The organism is Micromonospora sp. NPDC007208 (genome assembly GCF_042869175.1).
GTDB lineage: Bacteria > Actinomycetota > Actinomycetes > Mycobacteriales > Micromonosporaceae > Micromonospora > Micromonospora foliorum.
This window is the reverse complement of the sequence record NZ_JBIAFG010000002.1, coordinates 25,495-48,767: the sequence shown is the minus strand read 5'-3', so window position 1 is coordinate 48,767 and position 23,273 is coordinate 25,495. Positions and strand designations below refer to the sequence as shown.

Below are 23,273 nucleotides of genomic sequence, written 5' to 3'. Positions count from 1 at the left end.
GATCCACTCGGTTTGCAGGAAGTCGGGGTGTCCTGTTGGCGCTGACACCCCGACTTCAAGGAAGGCGAGTTGATCACTCGCCCCGCGAGGGCCCTTCCAGGCGTTCCGAGTTGGTCAAGCTGACTAGCGCGTGGCTGGCTGGAGGCTCCAGGCGATGCCGTCGAGGATGTCGTGCTCCGAGGCGACCACCGACGGCATCCCGGCCCGTTCCATGATCACGCGAAGCACCAGCGCACCCGCGCCGATCACGTCGGCACGGCCCGGGTGCATCACCGGGTTCGCCAACCGCTGTGCACGGGTCTGACCCAGCAGCTCAGCGGTCACCCGGGCGACCTCCTCGTACGACACCCGGGCGTGGTGGATGCGCTCCGGGTCGTACTCCCGCAGGCCCTGAGCGAGAGCGACCACGGTGGTGACCGACCCGGCGAGGCCGACCAGGGTGGCCGCCTCGCGACCGGGCACCGCGGCGAGCGCCCGGTCCACCACCCCGGCGATGTCGGCCTGAGCCGCCGCGACCTGCTCGGGCGTCGGCGGGTCGCCGGGCAGGTGCCGCTCGGTCATCCGGACGCAGCCGATGTCCACCGAGATCGCCGAGCGCACCCCGGCGGCCCGGTCACCGACCACGAACTCGGTGGAGCCACCACCGATGTCGACGACCAGGAACGGCTCCTTCGCGTCGGCGGGCAGCCCGCGCACCGCGCCGGTGAACGACAGCCGGGCCTCCTCGTCGCCGCTGACCACCTCGGGCGCGACACCGAGGGTGGCCTGCACCATCTCGGTGAAGTCGGCGGCGTTGGCGGCGTCGCGGGAGGCCGACGTGGCGCACATCCGCACCCGCTGCGCACCCAGCTTCTCGATGTCGGCGGCGTACGACGCCAGCGCCACCCGGGTCCGCTCGATCGCCTCCGGCGCCAGCCGGCCCGTGCGGTCCACGCCCTGCCCCAGCCGGACGATCTCCATCCGCCGGGTCAGGTCGACAAGCGGCGCCTGCGGCCCGGCCGAGGCGTCGGGCAGGTCGGCGACCAGCAGTCGGATCGAGTTGGTCCCGCAGTCGATGGCCGCCACACGCGTCGTCACGGCAGCAACCTTACGGCAGCCCGCCCCGCCAACTCGGAGTCACAGGCGCAGCAGCATCCGGGTGTTGCCCAGCGTGTTCGGCTTGACCCGCTCCAGGTCCAGGAACTCCGCGACACCCTCGTCGTACGAGCGCAGCAACTGCTCGTAGACCGGCTGCGGCACCGGAGCGCCGTCGATCTCGCGGAAGCCGAACGAGCCGAAGAACCGGGTCTCGAAGGTGAGCACGAAGATCCGCGCCACGCCCAACTCCCGGGCCGCGTCGATCAGTTCGCCGACCAGCCGGTGCCCGATCCGCCGGCCCCGGCAGGAAGGGTCCACGGCCACCGTGCGGATCTCGGCCAGGTCCTCCCACATGACGTGCAGCGCGCCGCAGCCCACCACGACGTCGTCCTCGGCCCGGACCGCGACCCGGAACTCCTGCACGTCCTCGAAGAGGGTGACGGTGGCCTTGCTGAGCAGCCGCCGGTCGTCGGTGTAGGTGTCGACGAGTCGCCGGATGCCCCGCACGTCCCCGGTGCGGGCCCGCCGGACGAGGATCTGACTCTCGGGTGCCTCGGACCCGGTCTGCGCGCTCATTCGCCCGCCGGCACGTCCACGCACGGCCCCGCCGACCACCAGGGCTCGACCAGGTCCAACGTCTCGTCGCCGAACGGGTTCACCCCGGGGCCCGCGCCCAGCGCGTGGCCCAGGTGCACGTGCAGGCACTTGACCCGGCCCGGCATTCCGCCGGCCGAGATGCCGGCGATCTCCGGCACCTCGCCGATCGCCTCCCGACGGGTGAGGTAGTCCTCGTGCGCCGCACGGTAGTGGGCGGCCAACTCCGGGTCCGTCGTCAGCCGGTCCGCCATCTCCTTCATCAGCCCCGCCGACTCCAGTCGGCTGCACGCCGCGGTGGCCCGGGGGCAGGTCAGGTAGTAGAGGGTCGGGAAGGGGGTGCCATCGGCGAGGCGGGGGGTGGTCTCCACCACGTCCGGGAGGCCGCACGGGCAACGGTGGGCAACCGCCCGGGTGCCCCGGGGCGTCCGGCCGAGCTGCGCGGCCACCGCGGCCAGGTCGGCCTCGGTGGCCGGCTCGTGCTGCGGCAGGGGTACGGAATCCGCCGCCGGCTCCGACGGTGGTACGACAGTCACGGTCTCTCCTGGTGCGCTGATCGGTGGGTCACTTGCCCGGCTGCTGGCTGTCCGCCGCCCGCACGCTCGACCAGAGCGTGTCGTACCAGGTCGATGGCCCCGCCGGGGCGGCCGAACCGGCCGACTTCCCGGCGTCCCGGGCGGCGCCCTCCGGGTCGTGCAGCACCACCATCATCTTCTCGCCCGGCCGGCCCATGAAGAACCGTTCCCGGGCCTTGGTTTCGATGAACGCCTTGTCCTGCCACTTCGCGGCCTCGGCGGCGAGCTTCGCGATCTCCTGCTCCTGCACCGCCTGCGCGGCCTCCATCCGCTCGATGTCGGCCTGCTGGTCCAGGTAGACCCGGACCGGGTAGGTGTAGGCCAGTGCGAGCGCGATCAGGACCGCGAACAACACGGTGGCCCGACCGGTGAAGCGACGGGGGTGGGGTGCGGCGAGCCGCTTCACGGCGCCACCGGCGGCGGTACGCCGAGCGGCGGCCGGACGACTCGCGGAGCGCACGCCTTCGGCGCCCCGGGCAGCACCCGGCGCGCGACCGGCGGCGCGCGGCTCGGCGCGTACGCCGGCCTCCCGGACCGATCCCCGCGTGGCGCGCCCACCGCCCGGCCGACCGGACTGACCCGGCCGGCGGGCGGGACGCTGACCACCCGGTGTGCGGCGCTGCTGCATCGTCACACCCCTCCCCCGAGGCTTCGTGCGTCTCAGGCCGAACGGTAGCGCGGGAACGCGCCAGCGCCCGCGTAGCGCGCCGCGTCGGCCAGCTCCTCCTCGATCCGGAGCAGCTGGTTGTACTTGGCGACGCGGTCCGAGCGGGCCGGCGCGCCGGTCTTGATCTGACCGCAGCCGGTGGCAACCGCCAGGTCGGCGATGGTGGTGTCCTCGGTCTCGCCGGAGCGGTGGCTCATCATGCACTTGAAGCCGGCCCGGTGGGCCAGGTCCACCGCGTCCAGGGTCTCGGTCAGCGAGCCGATCTGGTTGACCTTGACGAGAACCGCGTTCGCCGCCTTCTCCGCGATGCCGCGGGCGATGCGCTGCGGGTTGGTCACGAACAGGTCGTCACCGACGATCTGCACCCGGTCGCCGATCGAGGCGGTCAGCGTCTGCCAGCCGCTCCAGTCGTCCTCTGCCAGTGGGTCCTCGATCGACACGATCGGGTACTCGTCGGCCAGCTTCGTGTAGTAGGTGCTCATCTCCTCGGCGGACTTCGCGGCGCCCTCGAACGTGTAGGTGCCGTTGTCGAAGAACTCCGTGGCCGCCACGTCGAGCGCGAACACGATGTCGGTGCCGAGCCGGTAACCGGCCTTCTCGACCGCCTCGGCGATCAGGTCCAGGGCCGCCGCGTTGGTCGGCAGGTTCGGCGCGAAGCCACCCTCGTCGCCGAGCCCGGTGGAGAGGCCCTTCTTCTTCAGCACCGACTTCAGCGCGTGGTAGACCTCCGCGCCCGAGCGCAGCGCCTCACGGAAGGTGGGCGCGCCGATCGGCGCGATCATGAACTCCTGGATGTCGACGTTCGAGTCGGCGTGCGCGCCACCGTTGAGGATGTTCATCATCGGCACGGGCAGGAGGTGCGCGTTCGGGCCGCCCAGGTAGCGGAAGAGGCTCAGCTCGGCGCTGCCGGCAGCGGCCTTCGCCACCGCCAGGGAGACCCCGAGGATGGCGTTCGCGCCCAGCTCCGACTTGCTGTCCGTGCCGTCGATGTCGAGCATCTTCTGGTCGATGAGCCGCTGCTCGCTGGCCTCGTACCCGATGATCTGGTCGACGATCTTGTCTTCGACGTTGGAGACCGCCTTCTCCACGCCCTTGCCCTGGTAGCGGTCGTCGTCACCGTCGCGCAGCTCGATCGCCTCGAAGGCGCCGGTGGAGGCGCCAGAAGGCACGGCGGCGCGGGCGACCGTGCCGTCGTCCAGACCGACCTCGACCTCGACCGTGGGGTTGCCCCGCGAGTCGAGAATCTCCCGGGCGACGATTCCCTCGATGGTTGCCACTAAGTCGCTCCTCGTTGTTGTGATCCGGTCCGTGGGTGGGCCGCGACGGTGCGGCTGAGGCAGGTGTTGAACGCAGCGTATCGGGCGGCGCGAACGGGCACGGCGTCGCCCGCGCTCCCGGGTCGCCCCGCACTGACGGACATTCCCGGATTTCCGGGCGTCAACCGGCAACGGGTTTGCGCTGCGCGGACCAGATCCACCAGGCTGGTCGCCATGCCCGCCGCCTCGACCACCCTCCGCATGCTCGCCGTGTCGGTCATCGCGTCGCTCACGGTCACCGGCTGTCAGACATTCGAGGACGCCGGAGTCGCCATGGGCCGCTCGGAACTCGTCAACGACCTCGCCGCCCGGCTCGACCGGGCACTGGAGTTGACCTACTCGGCCGACTACCAGCTGCCCGGCGGCCAGCGCGCCGCCATCGTGCAGGCACAGGACCCGGCGCGATCCACCTACACCTACCCGGGCGGTCAACTCACCGTCACCCCGGAGGCCATCACCCGGTGCACCACGACCGGCGCCCGCCCGGAGTGCACGCTGATCGCCCCGCCCACCCCGGGCAGCAAGCCCACCGTGACGCTGTTCGGCGAGGCCAACCGGCAGGGCCTCGTCACGCCGCCGGTGGTGGTCGGGCTGCTCACCGCCGCCGCGCTCGACCCGCAGGCGGTCATCAAGCAGAGCGACACCACCGTCGCCGGGCACCATGCCGCCTGCGTCGCGGTGGAGAGTTCGTCCGGCGACTTCACCGCCTGCGTGACCACCGAGGGTGTGCTGGGCAGCTTCACCGGTCCGGTCGACGGCAAGCCGATGGAGTTGGCCCTGAGCGACTACTCCGCGACGGTCGACGAGCGTGCGTTCGACCCGCCCGCCGGCGCCGGCGTCGTCGACCGCCGCCCCGGCGGCTCGTGACCGACCCGCCACCCAAACCCGCGTCCGTCGCGCCGCAAGGCGGGCGCGGCCCGGCGTTCCTCAGAGACCGAGCAGGGTACGCAGGTGGCGCGGGGGCGGGCAGTCGTGGGCGAGCATCGCGTCGTGCCAGTCGCGGACCGACACCCCGTCCGGGCGGGCCGCGGCGATCTCGGCCATCTCGCTGTACCCGACGAAGTAGGTGGAGAGCTGGGTGGAGGTGAGTTGCGCGCGCCGCCACTTGCCGGCCGCCTCGCCCTCCTCCTGGAAGCCGCGCCCGGTCATCAACGCCATCGCCTCGGCCTCGGGCAGGTCCTCGGCGTGCACCAACTGGTCGAGCAGCGCGTTGATGGTCATGCGTAGTTGCATCTTGAGCTGCTGCAACCGCACCGGCAGACCGCCGAAGCCGAGCCCTGTCATCACCTCCTCGGCGTAGACCGCCCAGCCCTCGATGAACGGGCCGGACTCGGCCAGCGCGCGGACCCGCGTGCCGCCGACGTAGCGGCGGGCGTGGGCGAGTTGGAGGAAGTGCCCCGGCATCGCCTCGTGCACCGTCAGGTTGCGGATCATGTGGTCGTTGTACTCGCGGTAGAACGACTCGACCCGCTGCGCCGGCCAGTCCGACGGGGTGGGCGCGATGCAGTAGAAGGTCGGCACGACGGCGGTCTCCAGCGGGCCGGGCGCGTCGCAGTACGCCACCGCCACCCCGCGGGCGAACTCCGGCATTTCCTGGATCACGCACCGGTCGTCGACAAGGGTGACCAGGTCGTGCGCGCGGACGAAGTCGGTCGCCTCGTCCAGGGTCACCCCGGCCAGCTCGACGATCGTCGCGTCGTTCGGGTGCTCGTCGGCGAGCAGGTCCAGCGCCCGGCGTACGGACGCGTCGTCGGCCGGGCCGCCGACCAGCTCGACGGCCGCCTCGCGGATCTCCGCGGTGACCCGGTCCAGGTTGGCCCACGCGCGACGCTGGATCTCGGCGGCGCCCAGCTCGGTGTCGAGGGTGTGCCAGAGCCGGGCCTCCCAGCGGCGTCGGCCCAGTCGGGGGTCACGGCCGGGGCCGGCATCGGCGGCCAGGCCGGTGCGCAGCCAGGCGACGAACTCCTCCAGCGCGGCGATCGCGGCGGTGGCCGCCGGCTCGACCCGGTCGAGGTGGCTCGGCGCCTGGGCGAGCAGCGCCGGCAGCTCGTCGCGGATCAGGGCGGCCGTGCCGGTGAACTGCCCGACCGCCGTCTCCGCGTGGATCCGCGGCATGTCCCGCAGCGTCGCGCGGGCGGTGGCGAGGGCGTCCGGTACGGCGGCGAGCCGGCCGGCCAGTTGGGTCAGCCGCACCTCCGCGGGGGCGTACGGGCGGGCCAGCAGTGGGTGCAGCAACGGGCCCGGGTTGTGCCGCAGCGGATCCCACTCGTGCGAGCGGATCTCGGTCAGCTCGAACAGCTCCCGGTCCACGAATGAGGTGAGCAGCGCGTGGTCGACCTGCTCGTCGACGTCGAGCGAGTCCGGGTCCAGTTCGGACAGTGCGTTGGCCGCGTCGGAGAGCATCGCCCGGTCGGCGGTCAACCCGTCGGCGGACAGGTCCGGCAGTCGGTCGTCGAACCGGTGGTCCCCGGCGGCGGTGGCAACCCCCGGCCGCGACTCCAGTAAAGCCTCGACAACCCGCTCAGCCAGCACCCCAAACGCTTCCACCCGCCCACCCTACCGACCGCCGCGCGCTCCGCCGCCGGTTCCACCCACCCCGTCGATCATGAAGTTGTTGCCATCCACGTCGGCGTGTCGGGGCAACAACTTCATGATCACCGCAAGCTGGCGGGTGGGGGGTTGGGTTCGGCTTGGCGGATGGCTTCGGCGTAGGCCAGGGTGGCGCGGCGGAGGGCTGCCTCCGGGTCGATGCCCGCCTCGCGGGCCGCGGCGACCGTTGCCAGCAGGCTGGCGCCCAGCCGCGCTTCGGCGTCCACCTGGGTGTCCGCCAACGGGGGCGGAACCTCGATGCCCCTGCGGGCGGCGCGGCCGAGGATCTGCGCGGCCAGGGCCAGCGCCGGCTGGCTCAGGGCCACGCCGTCCAGCACCGAGTGCCGCGCCTTCTCCGCGCGCTTGATCCGCTCCCAGTTCTCGGTGATCTCCTCCAGGGTGCCCGCCTCGGCACCGGCGAATACGTGCGGATTACGCCGGATCATCTTGTCGACCAGGCCACCGGCCACGTCGTCGATGGTCCACCGCTCGTCCTCGGGCAACTCCTCGGCAAGTCGCGCGTGCAGCACCACCTGCAACAACACGTCGCCCAACTCCTCGCGCAGCGCGTCGGTGTCGTCGGCGCTGATCGCGTCGTACGCCTCGTAGCTCTCCTCCAGCAGGTAACCGGCGAGGCTGCGGTGCGTCTGCGCCCGCTTCCACGGGTCGCCGCCCGGAGAGGCCAGTCGATCCAACACGGCCACCGCGTCGAGCAGCCGGGCACCCGGCGGGTCCCACGAGCCGTACATCAACTCCATCTCGGCCAACCCCGGCTGCCGGGCCAGCCGCAGACCCAGCTCCCGGGCCAGCGCTTCGTCACCCGCCGGGCCGGCCAGCCACACCACCGTGCCGTGCGTCGCCACCGAGTCCAGCAACGGCTGCGTCGCCGGGCCGTCGACCACCGTGACCTCGGCGCCCGCCTGGCGCACGGCCGTGACCAACTCGCTGTCCGCGCCGGTCAGCACCGGGTGCTGGCGTACGACGTCCCAGGCCGCGGAGGTCAACAGGCCGGCGGGCAACCGGGGTGAGGTGACCAGGAGGACGATCCGTGCGGTCATGCTCAGCTGGCCGTGCCCTCGGCCTCCGTCGTCGCGGTCGGCCCCTCCGGGGTGGAGATGTCGGTGACCGCGTCGGAGGCCGGCTCACCCAACGGCACGCTCACCGCGGGGGCGTCGCCGGCGAAGCTGAGCAGCGGGAACTCGAGCGGGCGGTACCGCGGGCTGACGGTGACGTCGTAACGACCGACCGCCTCGGCCAGGATCCGCTTGGTCGCCAGCGCGCCACGCAGCTGCTCACCGTCGAGCTGCTGGGCGGCGGCCTCATCGGTCACCTCGGCCGGGATCTTGCCGGCAGACCGCCCGGCGGCGATCACGTCGGCGATCTCCTCCTTGGACGGCTCGACCGGCTCGGCCGGCAACCCGGACAGGCAGGTGAAGAGCTTCGCCACCTCCCGCACGTGCTCGGTCTCGGGGTCGAGGCCGAGCTGCTGGGCGGCCTGGTCGACCGCCACCTGGCCGCGCGGCTGGTAGTTCTTCTCGGCGGAGAGCTTCTCGCACACCCTGGTCAGCACCATCGCCCGGACCACGTCGGCCACCTCGGGCAGGGTCGGTTGCGGCGCCGCGGGCTGCCCGCTGGCGGAGGGTTCCGGGGCCGGGTTCTTGGTCCGCAGGTCCTTCATCGCGGCGCTGACCTGAAGGTCGGTGATGCGCTGGTCACCGATGTAAGCGGCGATACCAGGCTCAGCACGGCAACCGGAGAGGGCGACGAGGCCGAGCGCCACAGTGGCGACGGCGGCAAGACGGCGAGCACGCATAGCCGTCACTCTCTCACGCCGTCACCCGAGGTTGTGACGCCCCCCACCTTCGCCCCTCCCCCGACCAGGGACGGCGTAGACGCGCGACCGTCCCTGGTCGAGAGCACACCGCCGGCTCAGGCGCCCGCGGCGACGGCGAGTGGGGCCGGGGCACCGAGCACATCGGAGAGCAGTTGCGCGCACCACTGGAGCAGTGCCTGGTCACGCAGCGGCTCGCCACCGATCCGACGGGTGGTCGGTCGGGGCACGCTGACCTGGTCGGTGGCCTGCTTGTAGACGGCATCCGGGTGGTAGCGCTTGAGCCGCATCTGCTTCGAGTCCGGTAGGGGCAGCGGACCGAACCGTACGTGCTTGCCCTGCATGGTCACGTCGGTGAGGCCGTAGCGGCGGGCCAGCAGGCGGAACCGGGCCACCTCCACCAGGTTCTGCACCGGGGCCGGTGGCTCGCCGTACCGGTCGGTCATCTCGGCGATCACCTCGCCCAGCCGCTCCTCGTCACGCGCCTCGGCGAGCTTGCGGTACATCTCCAGGCGCAGCCGCTCCACGCTCACGTAGTCGTGTGGCAGGTGCGCGTCGACCGGCAGGTCGATCTTGACGTCGGCCTCCTCCTCCGGCCGCTCACCCTTGAACGCGGAGACCGCCTCGCCGACCATCCGCACGTACAGGTCGAAGCCGACGCCCTCGATGTGCCCGGACTGCTCGCCACCGAGCAGGTTGCCGGCGCCCCGGATCTCCAGGTCCTTCATCGCCACGTACATGCCGGCGCCCAACTCGGTGTGCTGGGCGATGGTCGCCAACCGCTCGTGGGCGTGCTCGGTGAGCGGCTTCTCCGGCGGGTAGAGGAAGTACGCGTACGCCCGCTCCCGGCCCCGGCCGACCCGGCCCCGGATCTGGTGCAGCTGGGCCAGGCCGAGCAGGTCGGCCCGCTCCACGATCAACGTGTTGGCGTTCGGGATGTCGATGCCCGACTCGACGATCGTGGTGCAGACCAGGACGTCGAACTCCTTCTCCCAGAAGCCGACCATGACCTTCTCCAGGGCGTCCTCGCCCATCTGGCCGTGCGCCACCGCGACCCGCGCCTCGGGCACCAGCTCCCGCAGCCGCCGCGCCGCCCGGTCGATCGACTCCACCCGGTTGTGCAGGTAGAAGACCTGCCCGTCGCGGAGCAGCTCACGGTGGATGGACGCGGCCACCTGCCGGTCGTCCTGCGCCCCGACGAAGGTGAGCACCGGGTGCCGCTCCTCCGGCGGGGTGGCGATGGTGGACATCTCCCGGATGCCGGTGATCGCCATCTCCAGGGTGCGCGGAATCGGGGTGGCCGACATGCTGAGCACGTCGACCGACGCGCGCAGCGTCTTCAGGTGCTCCTTGTGCTCGACACCGAAGCGCTGCTCCTCGTCGACGATCACCAGACCCAACTGCTTGAACCGGGTCGCCGTCTGCAACAGCCGGTGCGTACCGATGACGATGTCGACGGTGCCGTCGGCGACCATCTCCAGCGTCCGCTCGGTCTCCTTCGGCGTCTGGAACCGGGACAGCTGCCGGATCTGCACCGGGAACTGGCTCATCCGCTCGGCGAACGTGTTGTAGTGCTGCTGCACCAGCAGGGTGGTCGGCACCAGCACCGCCACCTGCTTACCGTCCTGCACGGCCTTGAACGCCGCCCGGACCGCGATCTCGGTCTTGCCGTAGCCGACATCACCGCAGATCAGCCGGTCCATCGGGACGGTCTGCTCCATGTCCCGCTTGACCTCGTCGATCGCGGCGAGCTGGTCCGGTGTCTCCTGCCAGGGGAAGGCGTCCTCCAGCTCGCGCTGCCACGGGGTGTCCGGGCCGAACGAGTGCCCCTTGGACGCCTTGCGGGCGGCGTAGAGCTGGATGAGCTGCGCGGCGATCTCCCGGACCGCCTTGCGGGCCCGGGCCTTGGACTTCTGCCAGTCCGAGCCGCCCATCTTGTGCAGGGTCGGCTGCTCGCCGCCCACGTAGCGGGAGAGCTGGTCGAGCTGGTCGGTCGGGACGAACAACCGGTCGCCGGGCTGGCCCCGCTTGCTGGCCGCGTACTCGATGACGAGGTATTCCCGGCTGGCGCCGTTGACGGTGCGTTGCACCAGCTCGACGTAGCGGCCGATGCCGTGCTGCTCGTGCACCACGTGGTCGCCGGCCTTCAGCTCCAGCGGGTCGATGGTGTTGCGCCGCCGGCTCGGCATCTTGCGCATGTCCCGTGTCGAGGTGCCCCGACCACCTGTCACGTCGTTGCCGGTGAGCAGCACGAAGCGGGACGCCTCGTCGACGAAGCCGCTGCTCAGCGCGCCACAGGTGACCACCAGCTCGCCGGGGGCGGGCGCGGTCGGCACCTCCTCGGTCAACCGGGCACCCAGGCCGGCGTCGCGCAGCACCTCCACCGCCCGCTGGGCGGGGCCGTGCCCCTCGAAGACCAGCGCGATCGACCAACCCTCGCCGGCCCAGCGTTTGAGGTCCTCGACGACCCGCGAGGTCTCGCCGTGATAGAGCGGCGCCGGCTGGGCGGACAGGGTCACCGCGATGGCGTCGTCCGGCGTGACGGCGGCCTGCTCGGGCGCGTCCTCCCAGGGCTGCCGCGTCTCGGCGGTCTCCCCCTCGACCAGACCGAACGGCGACAGCGTCCACCACGGCTGGCCGAGCGTGCCCGCGGTGGCGCGTACCTCACCGAGGGTGCGGAAGGCGGCGGCGCCGACGTCCACCGGGGCCTGGCCGCCGACCGCGGCGGCGGCCCAGCTGGCCTGCAAGAACTCCTCCGAGGTACGCACCAGGTCGTGCGCCCGCGTGCGGATCCGCTCCGGGTCGCAGAGCAGCACGTGGGTGCCGGCCGGCATGGCGTCCAGCAGCAACTCCAGCGAGTCGGGGCCGACCAGCACCGGGGCCAGCGACTCCATCCCCTCCACCGGGATGCCCTCGGCCAGCTTGTCGAGGATCTCGGCCAGCTCGGGGTGCTGCTCGGCGAGCGCGGCGGCCCGGTCGCGGACCGCCGGGGTGAGCAGCAGCTCCCGACAGGGCGGTGCCCAGAGCAGCGGAACCTGCTCGATGGTCCGCTGGTCGGCGACGGCGAAGGTGCGGATCTCCTCCACCTCGTCGCCCCAGAACTCGACCCGGGACGGGTGCTCGTCGGTGGGCGGGAAGACGTCCAGGATGCCGCCGCGCACCGCGAACTCGCCACGCTTGGTGACGAGGTCGACCCGGGCGTACGCCATGTCGATCAGCCGGCGGGCGACCTCCTCCAGGTCCGCCTCCTCGCCGGCGGCGAGCTGCACCGGCTCCAGATCGCCGAGGCCCTTGAGCTGCGGCTGGAGCAGCGAACGGACCGGGGCCACGACCACTCGCAGTGGCCCGGTGCCGCCGTGCGCGTCGGTCGCCTCCGGGTGCGCCAGCCGGCGCAGCACGGCCAGCCGCCGGCCGACCGTGTCCGAGCGTGGGGACAGCCGCTCGTGCGGCAGTGTCTCCCATGAGGGGAAGACCACTACCTGCTCGGCCGGCAGCAACCCACCCAGCGCGGCGGCCAGGTCGTCGGCCTCCCGGGTGGTGGCGGTCACCGCCAGCACGGGTCGCCCGGCCCCGTCGTTGTCCGCGGCGACCGCCGCGACGGCGAACGGGCGCAGCGCCGCCGGGGCGGTGATGTCAAGGCCATCGACCTGGGCGGCACCCGAGCGCGCCAGGTCACGCGCCCGGGTCAGCCCGGGGTCGGCCAGTGCGGCGGTGAACAGACCGGTGAGCAAGGGAAACCTTTCGGGGAAGTCGACGCACACGACGGCGGCCCCTCGTCCAGTCGGACGGGGGGTGCACGACCCCAAGCCTAGCCCCGTCGACCGACAGCCACCCCCTTCCGCCCAGGTCCGTGCCGCCCCGGCGCGTCACCCCGCGCCGCGCCGACGGGCACCCCACGGCACGATCGCGCTCTATCCAGGATGTAGTGGTCTCATCGACGCACCGATGCCACTACTTCCAGGATGTTGCGCGATCTTGGGACCGAGCCGGGCCGGCTCCCCAGGGGATCTTGACCGCCGCCGGCGGGCATGGTCGGGTTTTCGGTATGGCTGAGCAGTGGCGGGCACAGTTCGACGCGGAGGTGAGCTTCGCCAACGGCGGCGGGCTGCGTACCGACGGGTTCCGGCTGGACATTCCGGGTCGGGAGATCACCGACGACGACTTGGCGGCGTTGTTCGTCCGCCACCTCGGGCTGCTGATGGTCGCCGACGTCCGGATCAGCGCCAAGACGATCATCCAGGAGCCGCACAAGGGCGGCCGGGGTGTCACGGTCGACGGCTCCGGCCACGATCGTCGGCTGGTCGAGCTGAGCCACGTGATCAGCGACGGGATGACCACCCTGCCGGGTTGGCCGGGGCCCCGGATCACCGACTGGCTGACCTTCGCGGCGTCCCGCGAGCGGTACGCCCCGGGCACCGAGTTCCACGTGGCCCGAATCGACCTGATCGCCAACACCGGTACGTACCTGGACACGCCCGCCCACCGCTGGGCCGGCCGGGGCGACCTGACCGGGGTGTCGCTGGACCGTCTCGCCGACCTACCGGGGGTGGTGGTCCGGGTGCCGGCCGGCACCCGCGCGGTGGACCGGCTGATGCTGGCCGCGTACGAGGTGGCCGGCCGAGCGGTGTTGCTGCACACCGGGTGGGACGCGCACTTCGGCACCGAGCGGTACGGCGCGCCGGAGGCGCCCTACCTGACCGGGGACGCCGCCCAGGCGCTTGCCGACGCGGGGGCGGCCCTGGTCGGCATCGACTCGATCAACATCGACGACATGAGCCCGGCGGCCGCCGGCGTACGCCCCGCCCACAGCACGTTGCTCGCCGCCGGCATCCCGATCGTGGAGCACCTGACCGGTCTGGACGCGTTGCCGCCGACCGGGTTCCGATTCACCGCGGCCCCGCCGATGGTGGCCGGCATGGGCACCTTCCCGGTTCGCGCCTTCGCCGTCGTCAACCCCTGACGCCACCCGCGACTGCTGCGACACTCGTCGGCCGCCCGGCCACCTCGTTCCGCCCTTCGGTCTACAAAGCGGACCATAGGCTACGAACGTGGACGAAGAATCGCACGGCAGAGCTCGTGACTGGGCGCCGCGCAGCATCGGACTGCTTCTCGGCACCTTCGTGCTGGCCACGGCGTTCATCGCGGCCTACGTCGGCGCGTTGCACCAGCCCACACCCCGCGACCTGCCGATCGGCGTCGTCTCGGGCGACCAACGCGCCCGGGCGACGCTGGACGCCGTGCGCGCCCAGACCACCATCCTCAAACCCGTCGGGTACGACGACCCGGGCGCCGCCGAGCACGGACTGCTCAGCCGCGCGGTGTACGCCGTGCTCAGCACCGGACCGGACAACGGCCTGCTCCTCACCGTGGCAAGCGCTTCCGGCCCCTCCGCCACCAGCGCGATCAAGGAGGTCCTCGGCACCGCCACCGGCCGCACCGGCACCCCGCTGCAGATCGTCGACAGGGTGCCGGTCACCTCGGCCGACCCGCGCGGGGTGGTGCCCTTCTACCTGAACGTCGGGTACGTGCTCGGCGGCTACCTCGCCTCGACCGTGCTCGGAATATCCGCCGGCACCACCCCCCGTACGGCGCGTCGGGCCGGACTGCGCATCGCCGCCCTGGCGGTCTACAGCGTGCTGCTCGGCATCGCCGGCGCGGTGGTGGTCGGACCGGTCCTGGACATCTGGCACCACGACGTACCGACGATCGCCGCCATCGGCGCGCTTGCCGTCTTCGCCGCCGCGATGTTCGCCAGCGCCATCCAGGGCTGGCTCGGCGTCGCTGGCACCGCGCTGGTCATCCTGCTTCTGGTGGTGCTCGGCAACCCGGGTTCCGGCGGCATCTACGCGCCCGAGTTCCTGCCCGGGGTGCTGCGCGGCATGCACCGCTGGAACATCCCCGGGCTCGCCAACGACCTGACCAAGGCGGCCGTGTACTTCGACTGGCGATCGGCCGGCTGGCCGGCTGCCGCCCTCGGGATCTGGGCGGGGCTCGGAGCGCTCGGGTTGGTCAGCGCGAGCCTGATCCGGGGTCGCCGGGCCGCCCCTTCCCGCCCCGGGACGACCCGCTCCGACCCCGCGCCGGACCGCGACGGTGGTTGAGATCACCCCGGAAAACACCCTCCCGGAGGCAGTGGATCACCAGGGGGCCCTCCAGACATCCCCGGCGCGCGGATACCATCCAGTAAGTCGGACAGCGCTGTCCTTCGTACCCACGTAAGGGAGCGCATCGTGACCGACCAGCACGACCACGACGGCCCGGACGCCGCACTGCGCGCCGACATTCGCCGACTCGGCACCCTGCTCGGGCAGACCCTGGCCCGCCAGGAGGGCCGCCCGCTGCTCGACCTCGTCGAGGAGATCCGCGCCCAGGTCCGCTCCGACGCCCCGGCGGCTGCCCAGCGCCTCGGTGGGCTCGACGTGACCACCGGCACCAAGCTGGCCCGCGCCTTCTCCACCTACTTCCACCTGGCCAACATCACCGAGCAGGTGCACCGGGCGCGGGATCTGCGTCGCCGCCGCGCGGTGCAGGGCGGCTGGTTGGACCAGGCCGCCAAGATGATCGCCGAGCGGGGGGTCCCGGCCGAGGAGATCGCCAACGCGGCTCGCCGGCTGGCGGTACGACCGGTCTTCACCGCGCACCCGACCGAGGCGGCCCGTCGCTCGATCCTGTCCAAGCTGCGGGCGATCGCCGACGAGTTGGACACCGAGACCGCCAACGCGATCCTCTACGGCGCGAGCGACGAGGGCCCGGCCAACCGCCGGCTGGCCGAGTTGCTGGACCTGATGTGGCAGACCGACGAGCTGCGGCTGGACCGGCCGGACCCGACCGACGAGGCCCGCAACGCGATCTACTACCTGCGCGACCTGTACGCCGAGGCCGCCCCCCAGGTGCTCGACGACCTGGCCGACACGTTGCGCACGCTCGGCGTGGAGACCTCACCGACGGCCCGGCCGTTGAGCTTCGGCACCTGGATCGGCGGCGACCGCGACGGCAACCCGTTCGTCACCCCGGCGGTCACCCGCGAGGTGCTGACCATCCAGCACGAGCACGGCATCGCGGCCACCGAGAAGGCGATGGACCACCTGATCAACGAGGTGTCGGTGTCCCGGCGACTGCGCGGGGTGTCCCTGGACCTCTCCGCCAGCCTCGCCGCCGACCTGGACGCGCTGCCCGAGGTGGCGCAGCGCTTCCGCCGGGTCAACGCGGAGGAGCCGTACCGGCTCAAGGCGCGCTGCGTGAAGGCGAAGCTCGCCAACACCCGGCTGAGGTTGCGCCAGGGCACCGCGCACGTGCCCGGCCGGGACTACCGGGGCTCCGCCGAGCTGATCGCCGACCTGGACCTGCTGCGCGCCTCGCTGGCCCGCAACTCCGGGCAGCTCACCGCGGTCGGCCGGTTGGCCTCCACCATCCGTACGGTCTCCGCGTTCGGCCTGCACCTGGCCACCATGGACGTCCGGGAGCACGCCGAGGCGCACCACGCGGTGCTCGCGCAGCTCTACGAGGCGGTCGGCGAGGTTTCCGACTACCCGGCGCTGACCCGGCTGGAACGCACCAAGCTGCTCGCCGACGAGCTGACCGGCCGACGCCCCCTGTCGACAGTGGACACGTCGCTGTCCGAGCCGGCCCGCAAGACGTTCGACGTGTTCAGCACCATCCGGGAGGCACAGGACCGGTTCGGCGCCGAGGTGATCGAGTCGTACATCATCTCGATGACCCTGGGTGTCGACGACGTGCTGGCCGCCGTGGTGCTGGCCCGCGAGGCCGGCCTGGTGGACGTGCACAGCGGGCGGGCCCGGGTCGGCTTCGTACCGCTGCTGGAGACCCCGGCCGAGCTGAACGCCGGCGGTGAACTCCTCGACGAGTTGCTGTCGCTGCCCGCGTACCGGGCGCTGGTGACCGCCCGGGGCGACGTGCAGGAGGTCATGCTCGGCTACTCCGACTCGAACAAGGAGGCCGGGATCACCACCAGCCAGTGGTCGATCCACCGGGCGCAACGCGCGCTGCGGGACGTGGCCGCCCGGCACGGCGTACACCTGCGGTTGTTCCACGGCCGGGGCGGCACGGTCGGGCGCGGCGGCGGGCCGACGCACGAGGCGATCCTGGCGCAGCCGTACGGCACGATGGACGGCGCGATCAAGGTGACCGAGCAGGGTGAGGTGATCTCCGACAAGTACACCCTGCCGTCGCTGGCCCGGGAGAACCTGGAGCTCACCCTCGCCGCGGTGCTCCAGGCGACCCTGCTGCACACCGCACCCCGGCAGCCGGCCGAGATGTTGGAGCGCTGGGACGCGACGATGGACGTGGTCTCCGAGTCGGCGTTCCGGTCCTACCGGTCCCTCGTCGAGGACCCGGACCTGCCGGCGTACTTCTGGGCGTCCACCCCCACCGAGCTGCTCGGCGCGCTGAACATCGGCTCTCGGCCGGCGAAGCGCCCGAACACCGGCGCCGGCCTGTCCGGGCTGCGGGCCATTCCGTGGGTGTTCGGCTGGACGCAGACCCGGCAGATCGTGCCGGGTTGGTTCGGCGTCGGCTCCGGGTTGGCCGCCGCCCGCGAGGCCGGGCTGGCGGACGTGCTGGCCGAGATGCACCGCAACTGGCACTTCTTCCGCACGTTCCTGTCGAACGTCGAGATGATGCTGACCAAGACCGACCTGAGCATCGCCCGCCGGTACGTCGAGACGCTGGTGCCGAAGAAGCTGCACCCGATCTTCGAGCAGATCGAGCAGGAGTACGAGCTGACCAAGCGGGAGGTGTTGGCGGTCACCGCCTCACCAGCGCTGCTGGAGAACTCGCCGGTGCTCCAGCGCACCCTGGCCGTCCGCGACACCTACCTGGAGCCGCTGCACCACCTCCAGGTGGCGCTGCTGCGGCAGTACCGGGAGTCGGGCGCCGCCGGGCGGGCGATCGCCACCGCCCCGGGCGGCCGACGCGCACCGAGCGACGGCACCGCCCTGGAACGCGCGCTGCTCACCACGGTGAACGGCATCGCCGCCGGGATGCGCAACACCGGCTGACCGACAGGTACGAGAACGGGCCCCGGTCACTGCGACCGGGGCCCGTTCTCGTAGGTCTGCGAACGACGGTCAGAAGTCGCCGCCGCCGAAATCCCCGCCCCCGAAGTCCCCGCCGCCGAAGCCGCCACCACCGAAGTCGCCGCCGCCGAAGTCCCCACCGGCGTAGTCGCCGCCGCCGAAGTCCCCACCCTGGTCGCCGCCGCCGAAGTCGCCGCCCTGGTCGCCACCGTCACCGCCCTGGTCACCGCCCTGGTCGACACCGTCACCGAAGCCCTCCTGGTAGCCGGCGTCGTAGCCGTACCCGGGGTCGGCGAAGGCGGGCGAGAAGAGCGCGTCGGCGATCAGGATGCCGCCGAGCACACCGGCGCCGGCACCCAGCGCCGTCTTCCACCACGGCGTCGAATACCAGCCGGCGGGCACCGGTCGACCCTGATACCGCCCACCGGGGTAGTAGTAGGGCGTTTCCCGGCCGGGTTGCGGCCCGGCCCGGAAGGTCTGCCCCTGCACGTCGACCTCGCGCTCCTTGGTGAGCTGCCCCACCCCGCGGGCGGCGGCCAGGGTCGGCACCTCGGGGCCCGGATCGATGCCCAGCGCCGTGCGCGCCGCCCGGATGTACGCCAACCCCTCCAGCGCGGTCTCCCGGGCCAGCCCGAACTGGTGCGGCGTGGACGCCTGCTCCAGCTGGGAGCCGGCCGCGTTGTACCGCTCACCGGCGTCGGCCAGCGCCTGGCGTACCGCTGGCTCGTCGCCGTGCAGGTTCATCAACTGGCCGCCGAGACGCTCGTACCAACGCTGCGCCTCCGCGCGGGCGTCGCCGAGCTCGGTGCGCCGACGGGCACCGGCCTGGGCGCGGATGAGCGCCGCGGCGCCCAGCGCGCCGACCAGCACAACGGCGAGGCAGAGCACAAGTTCCATGTCATCGAACGTACCCCCGGGGCGCACGTCGTATCCGTCTGGCAAGCTCCGGTGATGGACGTCTCGACGCTGCTCCTGGTGATCGTGTGCCTCGGTGCCGGCGGGGCGGTGGGCTGGCTCGCGGCCCGGTCCCGGTCGGCGGCCGACATCGCCCGCCTGGATGCCACCCTGGCCGCCACCCGGGAGGGCGAGGGTCGGCTGGAGCAGTCCATGCGGGCTCTGAGCTACGAGGCCACCGCGCAGTCCCAGGAGGCGGTGGCTCGGGCGGTCGCGCCGCTGCACGACACCCTGCGCCGCTACGAGCAGCGGGTGGCCGAGCTGGAGCACGACCGCGTCGACGCGTACGCCGAGCTGCGTGAGCAGGTCCGCTCGATGAACGCGGTCTCCGGTGAGCTGCGCACCGAGACCAAGCAGTTGGTGGCGGCGCTGCGCGCACCGCAGGTGCGGGGCCGCTGGGGCGAGCACCAGTTGCGCCGGATCGTCGAGGCCGCCGGCATGCTGGAGCACTGCGACTTCTCCGAGCAGGTCACCGCCGCCACCGACCAGCAGGTCGTCCGACCGGATCTGGTGGTCCGACTGCACGGTGGTCGCTCGGTGGTGGTCGACGCCAAGGCCCCGTTCGACGCGTACCTGACCGCAATGGAGGCCCGCGACGAGCGCGGGCGGGACACCCACCTCGACGCGCACGCGCGGCACCTGCGGGGGCACGTCGACGCCCTGGCCGCCAAGTCGTACTGGTCGGCGTTCGACAACTCACCCGAGTTCGTGGTGCTGTTCGTTCCCGCCGACCCGTTCCTCGACGTCGCCCTCCAGCGAGACCCGACGCTGCTGGAGCACGCCTTCACCCGCAACGTGGTGCTCGCCACGCCGGCCACGCTTGTCGCCCTGCTCCGCACGGTCGCCTACTCCTGGCGGCAGGAGGCCCTGGCCCGCAACGCGCTCGCGGTGCACACCCTCGCCCGGGAGCTGTACGGCCGGCTGTCCACCCTGGGCGACCACGTCGGCAAGCTCGGGTCCTCGTTGGCCGGTGCGGTGACCGCCTACAACCGGGCGGTCGGTTCGCTGGAGGCCCGGGTGCTGGTCAGCGCCCGCAAGCTCGCCGAGTTGGGCGTCTCGGACGACGAGTTGGCCACGCCGGCCCAGGTCGAGTTGGCTCCCCGGCAGCCGCAGGCACCCGAGCTGGCCGATCCGGTCGGCGACGAGGTCCCGACCCGCTCACCAATCATGTGACAGTGCGTATACCCGCATGTCACGAAGTGGTCACAAGGGACTGACCGGTAGTGACAGTGCTCGTCGATACCACGAAAGATTCTGCTCACCCGAGCGCCCTTCTCTGAGGGGCCCTGTTCTCTGGAGGAAAAGAGAACGTGAGCAGACTCCAAAACCTGAGCCGGCGTACCTCAGCCGCGCTCTTCGCGTCGGTCCTGGCGGCGAGCGCCATGACGACAATGGGTGGTGCCGCCACCGCGGCCGCCGCTCCCGCGACCACACCGGACGCTTCCCCGGCCACCGCCGCCGAGACGCTGGGCGCCCACGACGCCAAACTGCTCGGCGAAGCCCGCGCCAAGAAGGCCCCGACCGTCACTCTGATCGTCGCCACCGAGAAGGGTGAGGCGGGGGACGTCGCCGACAGCCTCACCAAGCTCGGCGGCACGGTCAGCCAGCGGCAGGACCGGGTCGGCTTCGTGCTGGCCAAGGTTCCGACCGACCGGGTGCTCAAGGCGGCGCGGCTGCCCGGCGTCTCGGCCGTCGACCTGGACGAGGTCATCCAACTGCCGGACCCGGCCCCGGAGCGCACCCCCACCGGCACCGCTGGCGCGCGGCAGGCCACCGTCGCGGCGCCGGGAGAGACCACCCCGGCCGACAACCCCTACATGCCGACGAACGAGACCGGCGCGGTGGCGTTCACCGCCGCCCACCCGGAGTGGGACGGCCGGGGCGTCACGATCGGCATCATGGACTCCGGTGTGGACCTGGCCCACCCGGCGTTGCAGCAGACCACCACCGGCGAGCGCAAGATCGTCGACTGGGTCACCGCGACCGACCCGCTGGAGGACGGCACGTGGCGGCGGATGCAGGCCGAGGTCGCCGGCCCGTCGTTCACCATCGCGGGCGGCACCTGGACGGCGCCGGCCGGCACGTACCGGTTCAACCTGTTCAGCGAGTCGGTCACCGCCGCGAGCGACGCCCGGGGTGACGTCAACCGCGACGGCGACACGACCGACGCCTGGGGGGTGCTCTACGACCCGGCCACCAACAACATCCGGGTGGACGCCAACCAGAACCTCAACTTCACCGACGACCCGATCATGCGGCCGTACAAGGAGAAGTACGACATCGGTTACTTCGGCACCGACAACCCGGCGACGCCGGTGGCCGAGCGGCAGCCGTTCGTCGTCGAGTTCCGCAAGAACGTGAACACCACGCCGATCGGGCTGCCGGGCACCTACGACTACGTCAACATCGGCATCGTCGAGAGCACCCACGGCACCCACGTCGCCGGCATCACCGCCGCCAACGACATGCTCGGCAACGGCGCCTTCGACGGTGCCGCGCCCGGTGCCAAGCTGGTCTCCGCCCGCGCCTGCTCCTGGGGTGGCGGGTGCACCGCGGCGGCCCTCACCACCGGCATGATCGACCTGGTGGCCAACCGTGGCGTCGACATCGTCAACATGTCGATCGGTGGCCTCCCGGGCCTGAACGACGGCAACAACGCGCGGACCAACCTCTACAACGAACTGATCGAGACGTACGGCGTGCAGTTGGTCATCTCGGCCGGCAACTCCGGCCCGGGTCTCAACACCGTCGGCGACCCGTCGGTGGCCAGCAACGTGATCAGCGTTGCCGCCAACATCAGCAAGGACACCTGGCTGGCCAACTACGGCTCGGTCGTCAAGAAGAAGAACGCCCTGTTCAACTTCTCCTCCCGTGGCCCGCGTGAGGACGGCGGCTTCAAGCCCAACATCGCCGCCCCCGGCTCGGCCATCTCCACCGCACCGACCTGGCAGCTCGGCGCCCCGGTCCCCGAGGCCGGATACGCGCTGCCCCCGGGCTACGCGATGCTGAACGGCACCTCGATGGCGTCTCCGCAGACTGCCGGCGCCGGCGCGTTGCTGCTGTCCGCCGCCAAGGCCACCGACCGGGGCGTCAGCCCCGCGGCACTGCGGCGGGCGCTGTTCACCTCGGCCAAGCCGATCGCGGACGTGCCGACGTACGCGCAGGGCTACGGCATGGTCAACGTTCCGGGCGCCTGGCAGCTGCTGCGCCAGGGCGTGGAAACCCGCTCGTACGTCTCCGACGCGCCGGTCTGCAGCCCTCTGGCGGACCAGCTCACCATCTGGAACGGTGTGAAGTTCGTGCCGAACCCGGGTCGGGGCACCGGCGTCTACAACCGCTGCACCTCGTCCGAGGGTGGCCACAAGGTCGGCCAGAGCAAGACCTACCCGGTCAAGCTGACCCGCACCAGCGGGCCGGCCGGCACCATCAAGCACGACGTCACGCTCCAGGGCAACGACGGCACCTTCAAGGCACCGAAGACCGTCGCGTTGCCGCTCAACAAGGCCGTCACCATCAGCGTCACCGCCAAGCCGGCCACCGAGGGCGCGCACGGCGCGATCGTGCGGATCGACGATCCGGCCACCAACGTGGTCGACTTCGAGGTGTCCACGGTGGTGGTGGCCTCGAACGACGTGAAGAAGCCCACCTTCTCGTACGCCAACGAGGGCTCGGTCGACCGGAACGGCTTCACGTCGTACTTCGTCACGGTGCCGGAGGGCGCCAAGGCGCTCCAGGTCAACCTCTCCGGGATCGCCACCGGCTCGCAGACCCGCTTCATCGCGATCAACCCGCTGGGTGTGCCGGTGGAGGCCACCACGAGCACCGTCTGCTACACCAACTTCTCCGACGTCAACGTCTGCAAGCCGCAGGAACGTGACTATCAGAACCCGCTTCCCGGGGTCTGGGAGATCGAGGTGGAGTCGCGGCGTACGTCGCCGGCGCTGAACAACCCGTTCAAGCTCCAGGCACGGGTGCAGGGCCTGACGGTCGAGCCGGCGCTGGTCGAGCTGCCCAGTGTCAAGGCCGGCGAGCCGACCCCGGTGAGCTGGGACGTCACCAACACCTTCGGCCCGGTCTCGGTCAGCGGCCGCAGTGGCGCGCTGACCGGTGTGCGGACCGAGCGTCCGACCATCACCGAGGGCGGCCCCAACCAGGAGTGGACCGTCGAGATCCCGGCGGGCACGTCGACGTTCACCGCCCGGATCGGCAACCCCGCCAACGCGGGCGCCGACCTGGACCTGTTCGTCTACCGGGGTGCCACCGAGGTCGGCCGGGCCGCCGACGGCGACTCGGAGGAGGCGGTCACGCTGACCAACCCGCCCGCCGGCACCTACCGCGTCGTGGTGGAGCCGTACGGGGTCGACGGGCCGGGGACCAGCACCGCCTACGACTACTACGACGCGTTCGCGTCCGCGTCGCTGGGCACGATCACCGCTCCGGCCGTCGCGGTGCCGCTGATGCACGGCGAGTCGGCCACCATCACCGGCACGGTGACCGCGGTGGCCGTTCCGGCCGACGGGCGTCAGCTCTCCGGTGAGCTGGCGATCGTCACCACCGAGGGTGCGATCGTGGGTCGCGGCAACGTGTCCATCGGGGCTGTGAACTGATCCGCTCGTAATACCGGCAGGAGCCCGT

The 23,273-nt window shown here is 72.0% G+C and carries 16 protein-coding genes; 6 read left to right on the top strand and 10 right to left on the bottom strand.

All coding sequences use genetic code 11. The annotated features are described in order from the left end of the window. Positions 1–123: 123 nt before the first annotated feature. From ACFYL6_RS03670 to eno, 5 genes are read right to left on the bottom strand one after another with little or no spacing between them, the layout of a single operon-like run. Positions 124–1,065 (bottom strand): exopolyphosphatase, encoded by a 942-nt coding sequence (locus ACFYL6_RS03670; protein ID WP_387168224.1) that lies wholly within the window; start codon positions 1,063–1,065, stop codon positions 124–126. 51 nt (positions 1,066–1,116) lie between these two features. Continuing rightward, entirely contained in the window at positions 1,117–1,653 is a 537-nt protein-coding gene (locus ACFYL6_RS03665; RefSeq protein ID WP_355419015.1) for an amino-acid N-acetyltransferase, read from the bottom strand. Further along, entirely contained in the window at positions 1,650–2,207 is a 558-nt protein-coding gene (locus ACFYL6_RS03660) for a DUF501 domain-containing protein (protein ID WP_387166963.1), read from the bottom strand. Before ACFYL6_RS03660 ends, ACFYL6_RS03665 begins: the two co-directional genes overlap by 4 nt. Before the next feature lie 28 nt (positions 2,208–2,235). Beyond that, the gene (locus ACFYL6_RS03655; RefSeq protein ID WP_387168221.1) at positions 2,236–2,874 is read right to left on the bottom strand and encodes a septum formation initiator family protein; all 639 of its coding nucleotides are present in this window, start codon (positions 2,872–2,874) and stop codon (positions 2,236–2,238) included. Positions 2,875–2,906: 32 nt separating this feature from the next. Beyond that, positions 2,907–4,190 carry a phosphopyruvate hydratase gene (eno, locus tag ACFYL6_RS03650; RefSeq protein ID WP_387166960.1) on the bottom strand — a complete coding sequence of 428 codons (1,284 nt, stop codon included), beginning with the start codon at positions 4,188–4,190 and terminating at the stop codon, positions 2,907–2,909. Positions 4,191–4,403: 213 nt separating this feature from the next. Here eno and ACFYL6_RS03645 point away from each other — a divergent pair, with 213 nt between their 5' ends. After that, positions 4,404–5,096 carry a hypothetical protein gene (locus tag ACFYL6_RS03645; RefSeq protein ID WP_387166958.1) on the top strand — a complete coding sequence of 231 codons (693 nt, stop codon included), beginning with the start codon at positions 4,404–4,406 and terminating at the stop codon, positions 5,094–5,096. Between the two features lie 60 nt (positions 5,097–5,156). On the opposite strand, the gene ACFYL6_RS03640 is transcribed toward ACFYL6_RS03645, so the two are convergent. The 4 genes from ACFYL6_RS03640 to mfd all read right to left on the bottom strand — a co-directional run bounded on the left by ACFYL6_RS03640 (position 5,157) and on the right by mfd (position 12,380). After that, positions 5,157–6,776 (bottom strand): DUF885 domain-containing protein, encoded by a 1,620-nt coding sequence (locus ACFYL6_RS03640; protein ID WP_387166955.1) that lies wholly within the window; start codon positions 6,774–6,776, stop codon positions 5,157–5,159. A 107-nt stretch (positions 6,777–6,883) separates the two neighbouring features. Continuing rightward, positions 6,884–7,876, bottom strand: a complete 993-nt coding sequence (locus ACFYL6_RS03635; protein ID WP_387166952.1) for a nucleoside triphosphate pyrophosphohydrolase — start codon at positions 7,874–7,876, stop codon at positions 6,884–6,886. 2 nt (positions 7,877–7,878) lie between these two features. Then, positions 7,879–8,631: a hypothetical protein gene (locus ACFYL6_RS03630; RefSeq protein ID WP_387166949.1), complete on the bottom strand. Its 753-nt coding sequence runs from the start codon at positions 8,629–8,631 to the stop codon at positions 7,879–7,881. A gap of 116 nt (positions 8,632–8,747) precedes the next feature. Then, a complete protein-coding gene (gene mfd, locus ACFYL6_RS03625) occupies positions 8,748–12,380 on the bottom strand; it encodes a transcription-repair coupling factor (protein ID WP_387166946.1) in 3,633 nt (1,210 codons plus the stop codon). A 314-nt stretch (positions 12,381–12,694) separates the two neighbouring features. On the opposite strand from mfd, the gene ACFYL6_RS03620 reads away from it, so the two are divergent. The 3 genes from ACFYL6_RS03620 (at position 12,695) to ppc (ending at position 17,666) form a co-directional block, all read left to right on the top strand. Beyond that, a complete protein-coding gene (locus ACFYL6_RS03620; protein WP_387166943.1) occupies positions 12,695–13,609 on the top strand; it encodes a cyclase family protein in 915 nt (304 codons plus the stop codon). Positions 13,610–13,697: 88 nt separating this feature from the next. Further along, on the top strand, positions 13,698–14,750 hold the full coding sequence (locus tag ACFYL6_RS03615; RefSeq protein ID WP_387166940.1) for a hypothetical protein: 1,053 nt from the start codon (positions 13,698–13,700) through the stop codon (positions 14,748–14,750). Between the two features lie 129 nt (positions 14,751–14,879). Next, the gene (gene ppc, locus ACFYL6_RS03610) at positions 14,880–17,666 is read left to right on the top strand and encodes a phosphoenolpyruvate carboxylase (RefSeq protein ID WP_387166938.1); all 2,787 of its coding nucleotides are present in this window, start codon (positions 14,880–14,882) and stop codon (positions 17,664–17,666) included. Between the two features lie 69 nt (positions 17,667–17,735). Here the strand turns inward: ppc and ACFYL6_RS03605 are convergent, their stop codons facing one another. Beyond that, entirely contained in the window at positions 17,736–18,581 is an 846-nt protein-coding gene (locus ACFYL6_RS03605; RefSeq protein ID WP_387166935.1) for a hypothetical protein, read from the bottom strand. A gap of 54 nt (positions 18,582–18,635) precedes the next feature. Between ACFYL6_RS03605 and ACFYL6_RS03600 the strand changes: the two genes are divergently transcribed. Together ACFYL6_RS03600 and ACFYL6_RS03595 are read left to right on the top strand one after the other, a co-directional pair. Then, a complete protein-coding gene (locus ACFYL6_RS03600; RefSeq protein WP_387166932.1) occupies positions 18,636–19,811 on the top strand; it encodes a DNA recombination protein RmuC in 1,176 nt (391 codons plus the stop codon). 137 nt (positions 19,812–19,948) lie between these two features. Further along, positions 19,949–23,245 (top strand): S8 family serine peptidase, encoded by a 3,297-nt coding sequence (locus tag ACFYL6_RS03595; RefSeq protein ID WP_387166929.1) that lies wholly within the window; start codon positions 19,949–19,951, stop codon positions 23,243–23,245. Positions 23,246–23,273 lie beyond the last annotated feature (28 nt).